Genomic DNA, 11,703 nt, shown 5'->3' with positions numbered 1-11,703 from the left:
CCCCGCCTTTAGATATGGTTTTGGCGCAAGGGACAGGGTCGCGTTAGGGCCAGAAGTCAGGGCGGGTTAGGTCCAGATCGAAGTCAAGCTTTGCGGATCGTCTCGGCGATCCGTTTCACGCCTGGATCAATTCGGTCCTGTGGGATCGAAGAATAACCCAGACGATAGAAATTCCGCGGCCGGTTTGCGCCAGAAAAGAAGGGCGCGCCGGGCTCGATATGCACGCTCTGGTCTTGTAAGGCTCGGGCCAGATCGGTCGTGTCTATATGCTCGGGGGTTGACATCCACAGAGATGAGCCACCCATGATCCCCCGACCGGCGACGGTCAGACCATGGAGTTCAACCGCCTTGTCCATCGCTGCGCGTCGATACGCCAGCGCTTTGGACATGCGCCTGATCTGTGCATCGTAATGGCCAAGCGACAGGAAATAAGCCGCCGTGCGCTGGACATGCCCCGGCGGGTGGCGCAGAACCAGCGACCGAAGGGCGCGGGCTTCGCGGATGAACGGCGCGGACCCGACCATGTAGCCAAGGCGCAGTCCGGGAAACAGCGACTTCGAGAAGCTGCCTACATAGATCACCCGCCCGTCCTGATCCATGGATTTCAGCGCCGGAGAGGGTGCACCCAAAAAGGCCATCTCGAATTCATAGTCATCTTCGACCACCATCGCATCCAAAGCGCGGGCGCGCTCCAGCAACGCAGTGCGGCGTTCGATCGGCATGGTCGCGGTGGTGGGGCTTTGGTGGCTGGGGGTGGTAAAGATCACATCGGTCTGCTCGGGCAGCGCATCCGGTGGCAGCCCGTCACGGTCCACGGCGACCGGCGCCACTTTGCAGTCGGAATGGTTCAGCAGATCGCGCAGAGCATAATAGCAAGGGTCCTCGATCACCGCCGTTCGGTTGCGGTTCAATAAGATGCGCGAGGCCAACCACAATGCGTTCTGCGCGCCCAGCGTGATCAGAATCTCTTCGGGTCTTGCGGCGATCCCGCGGCGGGGTAGGGTATGGCGGGCGATGAATTCGACCAGAAGAGGGTCGTCCTGATCCACATAATCCCCGGTCAGGGAATCGAAATCCTTGTGCCCCAGCGCCCGCACCGCACACAGGCGCCAATTGGCATGATCGAACAGCGACCGGTCGGCCTGACCGTAGATGAACGGATAGCGGTAATCGCGCCAGTCGCTGGGCTTTGTCAGAGTGTCCCCGTCCGAAAACTTGCGCGCCAGGGCGGTGCTCCAATCCACAGTCTCGTCGCCGCGCGGGGTGGGCGTGTATTTCGGGGGAACCGGCGCGTTTTCCGACACATAATACCCCGACCGCCCCTTGGCTGTTAGATAGTCATTGGCCAGAAGTTCCGTATAGGCCAACGTCACCGTGATCCGGCTGACGCCCAGGTGGGCAGCCAGTTTGCGGGATGAGGGCAGTTTCTCACCCACATGAAAACGGCCCGACAGGATACCTTCGGCAATCATCTGCTGGATCTGCGCTTGCAGAGTGCCCTGACCGTTGAGTTCCAGAAAGAAAGTGTCGACCGATATCCCCATGCGTACCTTATAGGGTGGACTTATGGAGGGAGCAATCTGGACTTACGCATTTTTGACTGTTGACGGGGCGATACGAATAACCTAAATAACTAGAAATCTAGTTTAATGGAGTAGCGAAATGTGGGAAGCCGCCGCTGCGGGATTTTCTGCCATGGGCTCCGAGGCCCGGCTGAAGGTTCTAAAAACGCTGGTCCGCGCCGGTGAGGCCGGTCTGACGGTTGGAGAGATCCAGGACCGAACCGGGATTGCACCGTCAACGCTGGCACATCACCTGCGGTTTCTGGCCGCCGGAGGGGTGGTGCAGCAGGAGAAGATCGGCCGAACCACGATCAACCGCGCGAACTATGACGAGTTGAGGAAACTGGCGCAGTTTATCCTGTCCGAGTGCTGCGCCGACGAAGTGGGAAAGGCCGCAAACGATGGCTGAGCTAACACAAAACCCGAAGATTCCGGCGAAAGTTACGCTGGACCTGATCAAAACTCCTTGGGCGGTGATCGTGGTCATTCTGATTGGGGTCGCCGTTCTGGACCCGGCCAATTGGACCGAAGTGGTGACGTTTGCAGGCAAGGCTCTGGCGCATACCGGGCAGTATATCCTCTTTGCCGTGTTGTTACTGTCTTACCTCAAAGCCACCGGGGCCGAGGTCATGGTCGCGCGTGCCTTTGAGGGGCGCGAGACGCGGATGATTTTCCTCGCCGCTTTGTTCGGTGGCCTTGCCCCGTTCTGTTCCTGCGAGGTGATCCCCTTCATCGCCGGTCTGCTGGCGCTGGGCGCGCCTTTGTCGGCGGTGATGGCGTTTTGGTTGAGCTCACCGCTGATCGACCCGCCGACCCTGCTGATCACGGCGGGCGCGCTGGGTTGGCCGTTTGCCATAGGCAAGGCCGTCGCCGCCGTTGCTTTGGGCCTGTTCGGAGGCTTCGTGGTGCGCGCGCTGATGCGTGGCGGAGCGTTCGCGGAGCCTCTGCGCGTTTACAAACCCGCCGGGTGCTGCGGCTGTGGTCCGAAACAGGACGACAAGCCGGTCTGGAAATTCTGGCAGGAACCGGAACGCCGCACGCGGTTCCGAGCTGAATTTGTCCAGAACGGGATGTTCCTGCTGAAGTGGCTGGCTTTGGCCTATGTACTCGAGGCGCTTCTAGTTAGCTATGTGCCCGCCGACCTGATCGCGCGTGTGGTTGGGGGCGAAGGCATTGTGCCGATTGTCATCGCGGCGCTGGTCGGAATGCCTGCCTATCTGAACTCTTACGTCGCACCGCCGTTGCTGGCGGGGCTGACCGAGCAGGGCATGAGCGCAGGCGCTGCCATGTCGTTCATGATCGCAGGCGCGGTCAGCTCGATCCCGGCGATGGCGGCAGTGTGGTCGCTGGTCAAGCCACGGGTCTTTGCGACCTACCTTGGGCTGGGGATCACCGGGGCGATCATCGCAGGGGTTATCTTTCAGATGATCTAAAGGAAAAACCGCCCGGAGATGCCTCCGGGCGGTTTTGCTTATTGGTTGGCCTCGCAGAGGCTCGGCATTTTGAACCGGTACCGGGGCTCTTGGCTTTTGACGTAGACGCGTTTTTCGACGCAGGCGGTATCGCCGACGGTGCGAGCTACGTGTTCCTTGGATTCGTCGATCGAGATGGTGGACCCGTCGGGCAGTTGAACCGACGCGATGACGCCGTGTTTCAAGTCTCCATTCATCGGGGTCGCCGTCAGAACCGCAACCGTCAGGTACGAGTCGTGTTCGTGCGCGCCGTCATCGTTGAGTATCAGCAGCGCTGCTGCGACCGAGACTGTGCCGACGATCGCCACCATCAGCAGGCCCCATGTTTTCAGAAATGCATAGATCGACACCGCACGGTGCGGGCCGAAGACAGAGGACAAAGCATTCAGCATAGGTATCTCGTGCAAAAAAGCCCCGGCCGTTTCGGACCGGGGCTGATTAAGTATCAGAAGCGCGGATCTTCGTCTTCTTCCTCGTTGCCGCCGCCTTTGGGCAGGTTGAAGAAGCTGTCGGCGTCGATGATCGGCTCATCGTCTTTTTCCTCGACCGGGTCATCGGACAGCGAGAAGGTTTCCAGCCCCTCGATGGCGGTCGGGATTTTCGGTGCGGCGTCCATTTCCAGCGACTGTTCGGTCGAAACCAGCTTGCGGCGCTCATCATCGCTCATGACGCCACCTTCGGCGGCTTTCTTCGCGGCCGCTTTCTGGACAATCGCGTCCAGCTCGGACTGTTTGCACAGGCCCAACGCAACCGGGTCGATCGGCTGCATGTTAGCGATGTTCCAATGCGTGCGCTCGCGGATCGACTGGATGGTGGGCTTGGTGGTGCCGACCAGCTTGGCGATCTGTCCATCGCTCAGCTCGGGGTGGAACTTAACCAGCCACAGGATCGAGTTCGGACGGTCCTGGCGTTTGGACAGCGGGGTATAGCGCGGGCCACGGCGCTTTTCCTCACCTGCCGCAGCAGCGTTGAACTTGAGCTTCAGCTTGTGCAGCGGGTTGTTCTGGGCCGAGTCAATCTCGTCCTGGGTCAGCTGGTTGTTGGCGATGGGGTCGAAACCCTTGACGCCAGCAGCCACGTCGCCGTCTGCGATGCCCTGCACTTCAAGCTCGTGCATTCCTACGAAATCCGCGATCTGCTTGAAACTGATCGTGGTGTTGTCCACCAGCCAAACGGCGGTTGCTTTGGCCATAAGCGGTTTTGCCATCAGCCTGCCTCCTAATGCATACATCTGTCCCGTCGCCGGAATTCGGCGGCCCCGTGGTCTTGGGGCAGGTTTCCGTTGTCGGGGAACTTCGGGCCTATATAGTCGCGCAAAGGCAAGAAGGGAAGAGGCGAATGCGCCACGGGATTTTAGCGCTGGCATTGTGGGCGTTCAGCGGGCTGGCCGCACAGGCCGACGGCGAGAAGGCGGGTGTGTTCGACTACTACGTTCTGTCGCTCAGTTGGTCGCCCAACTGGTGCGCCCGCGTCGGCGATGCGCGCGGGTCCGACCAATGCGATGCGCGGCATGATCATGGCTGGATCCTACACGGGCTTTGGCCGCAATACCACAATGGCTGGCCGTCTTATTGCCCGACGGCCAAGGCGCCACCGTCGCGTGCGATGACGCGAGAGATGGCGGATATTCAAGGCACCTCTGGGCTGGCGTGGCACCAGTGGAAAAAGCACGGAACCTGTTCGGGCCTGTCTGCATTGGACTACTACGCCTTGTCGCGGCGGGCTTATGAGGGCGTCGCCCGTCCACAGGTGTTCCGTCAATTGGACGCTTCGGTCAAGCTGCCCGCCTCGGTGGTGGAAGAGGCGTTTCTCAAGGCCAACCCCGCGCTAGAGCGCGACATGATCACCGTCACCTGCAAACAGGGCTATATCGAAGAGGTCCGCCTGTGCCTGTCCCGCGATCTGTCGCCTGTGCCCTGTGGACTGGACGTGATCCGCGACTGCGCGGCCAAGGATGCGTTGTTCGATCCGATTCGCTAAAGCTTACGGTTCTGGCAATCCCGCGCATAGTCCAGCGCTTTGGCCGTGCCTTTAAGGTCAATCGCCATAACCACTTCGCCTACAGGGTTGTAGACGGTCATCGTCTTGTTTCTGGCGATAGCGTCCACAAAGCTGCGGTCGGTGAAAAAGACGGTGGCGCCGGGCACATCGCGCTGGTTGAACCCGATGGCAGTGGCATCAAAGCTCTGGCCGTCCAGTTCAAAACGGATCGGATAGCTTTCGCCCTGTTTGATATCACCCCAAGCCTTGTTGTAGACGGCAAAATACCCGCGATTGTCCAACGCATCATAGCCGATACGCACGACCGAGAGGTCCTGATACACCGTCTGGATCAAGCACCCGTTGCCGAGCGCGGGGTCCATCATGATGTTCCAGCCGTCGACAAAGCCTTTGTCGATTAGCTGCTGCGAAAACGCAGTAGTGGCTGTAAAGGCGGCAAGTGCGACAGCAAAAAGGCGTTTCATTACAGTTCCCAAAATCAAATGGACAAGGTCAAAGCCATAGTACACGCCGCGTGCGGCAGGCAAAGGCCATTCTTGACTGATGTCGCCGCGAAAGAACACCTATGTGCATGGCGGAACCCGGCTTTGCCTCGCCGCGGAGGCGCTTGAAACTTGGCTGTGGCACAATAGTTTTTGCACCTTAAAACAAGGAGCGAACAATGCCGCAACATCCAAGAACATTCTCTCACATCGGATTGTCTGTCCCAAACGTTGACGAGGCTGTACAGTTCTACTTCGAAGTCCTTGGTTTCTACGTGATCATGCCGCCGACCGATGTAGTAGAGGACGATACGGATATCGGTGTCATGTGTACCGATGTGTTTGGCCCGGAATGGAAAAAACTACGTATTGCACATCTCGCGACTGCTGATCGCATTGGGTTCGAGCTTTTCGAGTTTGACGGGAATTATGTACCGGAAAACAATATCGACTTTCGCCAGAATGGTACGTTCCATTTTTGCGTCCAAGACCCGGATGTCGAAGGTTTGGTGGAAAAAATCGTTGCAGCGGGAGGCAAGCAGCGGATGCCAATTCGATACTATTATCCCGGTGAGAAGCCCTACCGTATGGTCTATGTCGAAGACCCCTTTGGCATTGTCTTCGAGATTTATAGCCATTCCTACGAATTGACCTACTCTTCGGGGGCTTACACCTGACATATGAGACCGAAGCTTGTGTGTGGCCGGAAGGGGCCAAAGCGTTCCGGATGCTGCCGTTTTGCTTAGTTCAGAGCTCTTTTCGTGCCCTCAGTGCTGCCGTAATCGTCCCGTCATCCAGATAGTCCAGCTCGCCCCCAATCGGCACGCCTTGGGCCAGTGAGGTCAGGCGGACCTGCCCCTCCAACTGATCGGCTATGTAGTGGGCTGTGGTCTGGCCGTCTACGGTGACGTTCAGGGCGAGGATGACTTCGGTGATTCCTTCGGCCGTGACCCGGTCCTTGAGGTGCGGGATGCGCAGTTCGTCCGGGCCGACGCCGTCCAGTGCCGAGAGTGTCCCGCCCAGCACGTGATAGCGGCCTTTGAACACGCCTGCGCGTTCCATCGCCCAGAGGTCGGCTACGTCTTCGACTACGCACAGCTCTCCGGTGGCGCGGGCCTCGGCGTCGCAGATGTCACAGATGTCCATGGTGCCCACGTTGCCGCAGTTCAAGCATTCGCGGGCGGTGATGGCGACCTGCTGCATGGCGTCCGACAGGGGTGTCAGCAGCAGCGCACGTTTGCGGATCAGGTGCAGCACCGCGCGACGGGCCGAGCGGGGCCCAAGCCCCGGCAGTTTGGCCATCAGGTCGATCAGATTGTCGATGTCGCTGTTCGAACTCAACGCGTGTGCTCCTGCAAAAGGGCCGAGTTTGCGGGCCCGGCCTTTGGGTCGTCAGGAGTGTGTATCAGAACGGCAGCTTGATGTCTGCGGGCAGACCCATGCTTTCGGTCAGCTTGGCCATCTCTGCCTGCGCGCGTTCGGCGGCTTTGGTCTGTGCGTCCTTGATGGCGGCGAGGATCAGGTCTTCTACGACTTCCTTATCGTCGCCGTTGAAGATCGAGGGGTCGATGTCCAGACCTTTGAGTTCGCCCTTGGCGGTGGCAGTGGCTTTGACCAGACCTGCACCGGATTCGCCGACAACCATCAGATTGTTGAGTTCTTCCTGCATGTCGGTCATCTTGGTCTGCAGATCCTGCGCGGATTTCATCATCTTGGCCATATCGCCCAGACCGCCGAGTCCTTTGAGCATTACGTTTTCTCCTGCTAATCGGTTTGTCGCCTAGATACGGATAGCGCCCGTGCGGCACAAGGGGGCAGTGCCCTCCCGCCCGTCGTCGCGGTCTTTTGCAAGACCTCTCCTCCCGTTGGGCCCGGCAGAGCGCGGGCAACGCCCGCGCTCTGCCGGGCCCAAGGTCGCTCAGGGGTATCGGCGTCAGCCGATGGCCCGTGGCGGGCGCCGGAGGGTTAGTCCTCCTCGAACGGGTCCCATTCGTCTTCGACCTCGGGCAGGGCTTCGGTTTCGACCTTGGCGGCGCGTTCTTCGGGGGTTTCGATGCGTTTGATCTTGGCTTTGGGGAATTGAGCCAGCACCGCCTGCACCAGCGGGTGCTGTTCCGCCTCGGCTTTCAACGCCAGATCGGCGGCGTCGCGGATTTCGGCGATGGTTGCTGCCTTACCGTTGGCGACAATCGTCACCGCCCACCGATTGCCGGTCCAGCGTTGCAGTGCGGTACCCATGCGAGCGGCCAGGTCGGCTGGGGCCGAGTCCGTCGGTGTGAATTCAATCCGTCCGGGTTGGTACGAAACCAGCCGGACACCGTTTTCGACCTCGACCAGCAGTTTCACATCCCGGTTGGTGCGGATCAGTTCGACCACATGTTCGAAGGTCGGGTAGCGGGCCAGAGCCGTCTGCACATCCTGCGCCAGTGCCGCCGTCGGTGCACCTGCTCCGCCGCGTACGTGTGGCGCATAGGCAGAGGCCACGGGGGCCTGCACGGCGTGCGGTGGGGCGCTCATTCTGCCGCCGGGTCCGTCATTGGGTGACGGAGGCGGGGTGTCTTGCAAACGTTTGATCAACTCTTCCGGGCTGGGCAGGTCGGCAACATGGGTCAGGCGGATCACGGCCATCTCGGCGGCCATCATGGCGTTGGGGGCGGCTGAGACCTCTTCCAGAGCCTTCAATAACATCTGCCACATACGGGTCAGGACGCGCATCGGCAGGGCCTCTGCCATTTGCTGACCGCGCGCGCGTTCGTCGGGGGACACGGTCGGGTCTTCGGCGGCATCCGGCGTGATTTTCACGACCGAGACCCAATGGGTGATCTCGGCCAGATCGCGTAGCACGGCCAGCGGGTCGGCGCCTTCGGCATATTGCGCGCCAAGCTCAGTCAGCGCCCCGGCGGCGTCGCCGCGCAGGATCATGTCCATCAGGTCCAGCACTCGGCCACGGTCGGCTAAACCCAGCATCGCACGCACCTGATCGGCGCTGGTTTCCCCGGCACCGTGTGAAATCGCCTGATCCAGCAGAGAGGTCGCATCCCGCGCCGAGCCTTCAGCCGCGCGGGTGATCAACGCCATCGCGTCCTCGGCGATTTGCGCACCTTCGGCCTCAGCAATGCGGCGCAGCAAGCCGATCATGTCTTCGGGTTCGATCCGGCGCAGGTCGAACCGCTGGCAACGCGACAGAACCGTCACGGGTACTTTGCGAATCTCGGTGGTAGCAAAGATGAATTTCACATGCTCGGGTGGTTCCTCAAGCGTCTTGAGCAGCGCGTTGAAGGCGCTGGTCGACAGCATGTGGACCTCGTCGATGATGTAGATCTTGTAGCGGGCCGAGGCCGCGCGGTAGCGGACGCTGTCGATGATCTCGCGAATATCATTGACGCCGGTGCGGCTGGCGGCGTCCATCTCCATCACGTCCACATGGCGGCCCTCCATAATGGCCACACAATGTTCGCACTGGCCGCAGGGTTCGGTGGTCGGCTTGCCCTCGCCGTCGGGGCCGATGCAGTTCATACCCTTGGCGATGATACGGGCCGTGGTGGTTTTGCCGGTGCCGCGAATGCCGGTCATGATAAAGGCTTGCGCAATTCGATCCGCCTCGAACGCGTTTTTCAGCGTGCGTACCATGGCGTCCTGACCGACTAGATCGGCGAAGGTTTCCGGGCGGTATTTGCGGGCAAGAACCTGATAGGCGGGGCTGGGCGTGTCGGTCATATCTGCTCTGTCGGATTCGGAGTCCGATGCAGCGTAGTGACCCCTGCCGCCCACGTCCACAGCAGCAGCGCAGGAAATTCGATTTGCAAGCAAGGACGCAGGCGATACATCATCGGTGCAGATTGATCGGAACGTGCCATGAATAATTTCGCCATCTATTCCCTGCGACTGGGGCCGGGTCGTCTGGGGATATCTCCGCTGCCCGGCGCGGGAGGTGCCTATGCGGCCGATCTGAAGACGGTGCAGGACTGGCGACCGGATCTGGTGATTTCAATGACCACAAGCTCTGAGATGAAAAACCTGGGAGCGGCGGCGTTCGGTGGCGATCTGGAGCGGCACGGGGTCGAATGGGCTCACCTGCCGGTCCAGGATTTTGGTGCGCCGGATGCGCGGATACAGGCCATTTGGTCCAATGTCAGCCAGCGGGCCCGTGCGCTGCTGTCCGGCGGCGGAGGCGTTTTGGTCCATTGTCGGGGCGGCTGCGGGCGATCGGGTATGGTTGCTTTGCGGTTGATGACGGATAGCGGACTGCCCGCAGATACCGCTTTGCAGATGCTACGGACAGTACGTCCCTGCGCCGTCGAGACCGAGGCGCAGATGGTCTGGGCCACTTCGGCGGCCCGGACGGGCAGCTGAATTCAGGCTGAAAGCTGGTGTTCGGTCGGCGCGGCTGGCTGGGGCGCCGTGGTAACCACTTCCATCATCGCGCAGGGCGGTGTCGGCAAAAGGCTGGCTGCGTGGGCGGTGAAATCTGCTCCGAACAACATATCCGCATAGCGATCCAGCCGCTCGGCCGGAGTGTCGGCGGCCACACCGCAGAACACCCGGATCTGATCGGGTTGGGCGCGAAACCGGGCCGAGCACCCTTCGGCGCAATGGGTCAAGTCGCTGCTGCCTTCGATCTCGAACGCATCGGTTGTTGCCGGACGGGCCGTGGCCATTGCATCCGTCAGGGCGCGTGCCATTCGGGCCAGTGCCGGGCAGGGGGCGCCGGTTTTTTGGCATACCGTCGCGGTGAATTCGTGGGTCTTGGTCTTCCAGATCATGATGCGCCCTCCGCGCGCTGGACGAGGGGCATGGATCAGGTGTGACAGCGTGCTGACGACCTGTCCCGGACACCCCGCCCGAGTTTCGGTTTTCGTTCGATGGCAGGTCTCCTGACTTGCGGGTCGTGGCTTTGCCGACCTTCCCAGCCTTTCGGCCAGTGGTATCTCGGCATTGCTCACCGCTTACAGTTGCGGGGGCAGTCTCGGCCTTGATCCGTTCCGGCAATGCCGGGCAGGATCGCACCGTGTTCCCTTTTCATCCCGCCCCGTGACCGGGGACGAGAACCATCACGCCATCGCTAGCGGTTGAGCGGGCTTCGAGTCAAGCGCCATTGAATCCCGGCGCGACGTTGGGTCAATTTCCCCACGGCTTGACTCTGATGACGGAACAGGGCCGACTGCGCGGGTGAACTAAACAGTTTAGAACATGAGGCGCGGGCGATGTTGGACAATACGCATTCTGTTTTGACCGAAGATGTCCAGTTTCCGTCCGGTCCGGCGATGCTGTCGGGGCGGCTCTATCTGCCTGCTCTGCCTCCCAAGACAGTTGTGATGATCCATGCAGCGACCGGCGTGCCCCGCGACTATTATCAGCATTTTGCCCATTGGCTGGCGGCCGAGCAGGGTATGGCTTGTCTGACCTATGACTATCGGGATTTCGGCCATTCGCTGACCGGCCGATTGCAGGACTCGCAGGTAACTATGGCGGACTGGGCGCTGGTCGACATGCCCGCCGCCCGCGCGGAAATGCGCAGACGCTTCCCGGACGCGGAACAATGGAGCATCGGCCATTCCGTTGGTGGAATGCTGGGCCCGGTTCAGCCGGATATCGCGCAGATTGACCGCATGATCTGTGTTTGCTCCGGGCTTGTCACTCTGTCTGATCACCCGTGGCCGTACAAGGCGCTGGCGGGGTTGTTCTGGTATGGCCATGCGCCGCTGGTTGTCAAAGCGGCGGGGTATTTGCCGGGCAGGGCTTTGGGTTTTGGGGCTGACCTGCCCGCGCGGGTCTACTGGCAGTGGCGTAAATGGTGCACGGCACCGACGAACTACCTGCCCGATTTGGGCAAGACCCTGCCCGAGGCGCACTGGGCCGGGCAGGGAGTGCCGGTCGATCTGATCGCATTCGACGACGATCAGGTGGTGCCGCCCAAAGCGGTGTGGCGCCTGGCCGAGCTTTATGGCCCGAATGCGCGGCGTAGGTTGTTGTCACTGTCAGATTTTGGGGTGAAAGAGATCGGGCATATCGGCGTGTTCGCCCGTCGCAACGCAGCGGTCTGGCCGCAGCTTATTGCCCAGGATCATGTGGTAGATAAGTGAGAGGTTGGACATCGACCCAAGCGGGGCTCGTTGTGGCTGCTTCCTTCCGGACCTGACCAGGTTGGCGAGGCGCTCGCCCGCGCCAACCTCTCAGCACGCGATA

At 60.8% G+C, this 11,703-nt stretch carries 14 protein-coding genes, 1 other RNA gene and 1 riboswitch; of the genes, 6 read left to right on the top strand and 9 right to left on the bottom strand.

The features are described 5' to 3' along the window. Positions 1 to 83: 83 nt before the first annotated feature. Positions 84 to 1,544 (bottom strand): MocR-like pyridoxine biosynthesis transcription factor PdxR, encoded by a 1,461-nt coding sequence (gene pdxR, locus ACR0L1_RS17660; RefSeq protein ID WP_480860111.1) that lies wholly within the window; start codon positions 1,542 to 1,544, stop codon positions 84 to 86. A 118-nt stretch (positions 1,545 to 1,662) separates the two neighbouring features. Between pdxR and ACR0L1_RS17655 the strand changes: the two genes are divergently transcribed. Next, positions 1,663 to 1,971, top strand: coding sequence for an ArsR/SmtB family transcription factor (locus ACR0L1_RS17655; RefSeq protein WP_480505327.1), 309 nt, complete (start codon positions 1,663 to 1,665; stop codon positions 1,969 to 1,971). Next, positions 1,964 to 2,995 (top strand): permease, encoded by a 1,032-nt coding sequence (locus ACR0L1_RS17650; RefSeq protein WP_480860109.1) that lies wholly within the window; start codon positions 1,964 to 1,966, stop codon positions 2,993 to 2,995. The genes ACR0L1_RS17655 and ACR0L1_RS17650 overlap by 8 nt, the downstream gene beginning before the upstream one ends. 38 nt (positions 2,996 to 3,033) lie before the next feature. Here ACR0L1_RS17650 and ACR0L1_RS17645 read toward each other — a convergent pair whose 3' ends face one another. Together ACR0L1_RS17645 and ACR0L1_RS17640 are read right to left on the bottom strand one after the other, a co-directional pair. Next, positions 3,034 to 3,426, bottom strand: coding sequence for a hypothetical protein (locus ACR0L1_RS17645; RefSeq protein WP_170783039.1), 393 nt, complete (start codon positions 3,424 to 3,426; stop codon positions 3,034 to 3,036). A 53-nt stretch (positions 3,427 to 3,479) separates the two neighbouring features. Next, positions 3,480 to 4,241 carry a DUF1013 domain-containing protein gene (locus ACR0L1_RS17640; protein ID WP_170774713.1) on the bottom strand — a complete coding sequence of 254 codons (762 nt, stop codon included), beginning with the start codon at positions 4,239 to 4,241 and terminating at the stop codon, positions 3,480 to 3,482. A gap of 131 nt (positions 4,242 to 4,372) precedes the next feature. Here ACR0L1_RS17640 and ACR0L1_RS17635 point away from each other — a divergent pair, with 131 nt between their 5' ends. After that, positions 4,373 to 5,014 (top strand): ribonuclease T2 family protein, encoded by a 642-nt coding sequence (locus ACR0L1_RS17635; RefSeq protein ID WP_170783038.1) that lies wholly within the window; start codon positions 4,373 to 4,375, stop codon positions 5,012 to 5,014. On the opposite strand, the gene ACR0L1_RS17630 is transcribed toward ACR0L1_RS17635, so the two are convergent. Then, positions 5,011 to 5,499: a hypothetical protein gene (locus tag ACR0L1_RS17630; RefSeq protein ID WP_480860107.1), complete on the bottom strand. Its 489-nt coding sequence runs from the start codon at positions 5,497 to 5,499 to the stop codon at positions 5,011 to 5,013. The two genes, ACR0L1_RS17635 and ACR0L1_RS17630, sit on opposite strands and share 4 nt — an antisense overlap. A gap of 197 nt (positions 5,500 to 5,696) precedes the next feature. Here ACR0L1_RS17630 and ACR0L1_RS17625 point away from each other — a divergent pair, with 197 nt between their 5' ends. Beyond that, positions 5,697 to 6,194 carry a lactoylglutathione lyase family protein gene (locus tag ACR0L1_RS17625; RefSeq protein WP_480860105.1) on the top strand — a complete coding sequence of 166 codons (498 nt, stop codon included), beginning with the start codon at positions 5,697 to 5,699 and terminating at the stop codon, positions 6,192 to 6,194. A 70-nt stretch (positions 6,195 to 6,264) separates the two neighbouring features. On the opposite strand, the gene recR is transcribed toward ACR0L1_RS17625, so the two are convergent. The 3 genes from recR to ACR0L1_RS17610 all read right to left on the bottom strand — a co-directional run bounded on the left by recR (position 6,265) and on the right by ACR0L1_RS17610 (position 9,234). Continuing rightward, positions 6,265 to 6,858 (bottom strand): recombination mediator RecR, encoded by a 594-nt coding sequence (recR, locus tag ACR0L1_RS17620; protein ID WP_480860103.1) that lies wholly within the window; start codon positions 6,856 to 6,858, stop codon positions 6,265 to 6,267. Between the two features lie 64 nt (positions 6,859 to 6,922). Beyond that, positions 6,923 to 7,267, bottom strand: a complete 345-nt coding sequence (locus ACR0L1_RS17615; RefSeq protein WP_170355334.1) for a YbaB/EbfC family nucleoid-associated protein — start codon at positions 7,265 to 7,267, stop codon at positions 6,923 to 6,925. Positions 7,268 to 7,482: 215 nt separating this feature from the next. Continuing rightward, entirely contained in the window at positions 7,483 to 9,234 is a 1,752-nt protein-coding gene (locus ACR0L1_RS17610; RefSeq protein WP_480860101.1) for a DNA polymerase III subunit gamma/tau, read from the bottom strand. A 138-nt stretch (positions 9,235 to 9,372) separates the two neighbouring features. On the opposite strand from ACR0L1_RS17610, the gene ACR0L1_RS17605 reads away from it, so the two are divergent. Continuing rightward, positions 9,373 to 9,870 (top strand): protein-tyrosine phosphatase family protein, encoded by a 498-nt coding sequence (locus tag ACR0L1_RS17605; RefSeq protein WP_170774701.1) that lies wholly within the window; start codon positions 9,373 to 9,375, stop codon positions 9,868 to 9,870. Between the two features lie 2 nt (positions 9,871 to 9,872). On the opposite strand, the gene ACR0L1_RS17600 is transcribed toward ACR0L1_RS17605, so the two are convergent. Continuing rightward, positions 9,873 to 10,280, bottom strand: coding sequence for a hypothetical protein (locus ACR0L1_RS17600; protein WP_170774699.1), 408 nt, complete (start codon positions 10,278 to 10,280; stop codon positions 9,873 to 9,875). Positions 10,281 to 10,364: 84 nt separating this feature from the next. Further along, positions 10,365 to 10,585: riboswitch (cobalamin riboswitch) on the bottom strand. Positions 10,586 to 10,721: 136 nt separating this feature from the next. On the opposite strand from ACR0L1_RS17600, the gene ACR0L1_RS17595 reads away from it, so the two are divergent. After that, positions 10,722 to 11,600 (top strand): alpha/beta hydrolase family protein, encoded by an 879-nt coding sequence (locus ACR0L1_RS17595; RefSeq protein WP_480505941.1) that lies wholly within the window; start codon positions 10,722 to 10,724, stop codon positions 11,598 to 11,600. Here the strand turns inward: ACR0L1_RS17595 and ffs are convergent. Next, positions 11,595 to 11,693, bottom strand: an RNA gene (ffs, locus tag ACR0L1_RS17590) — signal recognition particle sRNA small type. The two genes, ACR0L1_RS17595 and ffs, sit on opposite strands and share 6 nt — an antisense overlap. Positions 11,694 to 11,703: the final 10 nt, after the last annotated feature.

The sequence above is a fragment of the Ruegeria sp. J8 genome (assembly GCF_056531925.1).
This window is presented reverse-complemented; position numbering and strand designations above follow the sequence as displayed.

Excerpts from the sequence above, each read along its gene's own strand:
- pdxR (WP_480860111.1), bottom strand. The coding sequence starts at position 1,544 with ATGGGGATATCGGTCGACACTTTCTTTCTGGAACTCAACGGTCAGGGC.
- ACR0L1_RS17655 (WP_480505327.1), top strand. The coding sequence starts at position 1,663 with ATGTGGGAAGCCGCCGCTGCGGGATTTTCTGCCATGGGCTCCGAGGCC.
- ACR0L1_RS17650 (WP_480860109.1), top strand. The coding sequence starts at position 1,964 with ATGGCTGAGCTAACACAAAACCCGAAGATTCCGGCGAAAGTTACGCTG.
- ACR0L1_RS17645 (WP_170783039.1), bottom strand. The coding sequence starts at position 3,426 with ATGCTGAATGCTTTGTCCTCTGTCTTCGGCCCGCACCGTGCGGTGTCG.
- ACR0L1_RS17640 (WP_170774713.1), bottom strand. The coding sequence starts at position 4,241 with ATGGCAAAACCGCTTATGGCCAAAGCAACCGCCGTTTGGCTGGTGGAC.
- ACR0L1_RS17635 (WP_170783038.1), top strand. The coding sequence starts at position 4,373 with ATGCGCCACGGGATTTTAGCGCTGGCATTGTGGGCGTTCAGCGGGCTG.
- ACR0L1_RS17630 (WP_480860107.1), bottom strand. The coding sequence starts at position 5,499 with ATGAAACGCCTTTTTGCTGTCGCACTTGCCGCCTTTACAGCCACTACT.
- ACR0L1_RS17625 (WP_480860105.1), top strand. The coding sequence starts at position 5,697 with ATGCCGCAACATCCAAGAACATTCTCTCACATCGGATTGTCTGTCCCA.
- ACR0L1_RS17615 (WP_170355334.1), bottom strand. The coding sequence starts at position 7,267 with ATGCTCAAAGGACTCGGCGGTCTGGGCGATATGGCCAAGATGATGAAA.
- ACR0L1_RS17610 (WP_480860101.1), bottom strand. The coding sequence starts at position 9,234 with ATGACCGACACGCCCAGCCCCGCCTATCAGGTTCTTGCCCGCAAATAC.
- ACR0L1_RS17605 (WP_170774701.1), top strand. The coding sequence starts at position 9,373 with ATGAATAATTTCGCCATCTATTCCCTGCGACTGGGGCCGGGTCGTCTG.
- ACR0L1_RS17600 (WP_170774699.1), bottom strand. The coding sequence starts at position 10,280 with ATGATCTGGAAGACCAAGACCCACGAATTCACCGCGACGGTATGCCAA.
- ACR0L1_RS17595 (WP_480505941.1), top strand. The coding sequence starts at position 10,722 with ATGTTGGACAATACGCATTCTGTTTTGACCGAAGATGTCCAGTTTCCG.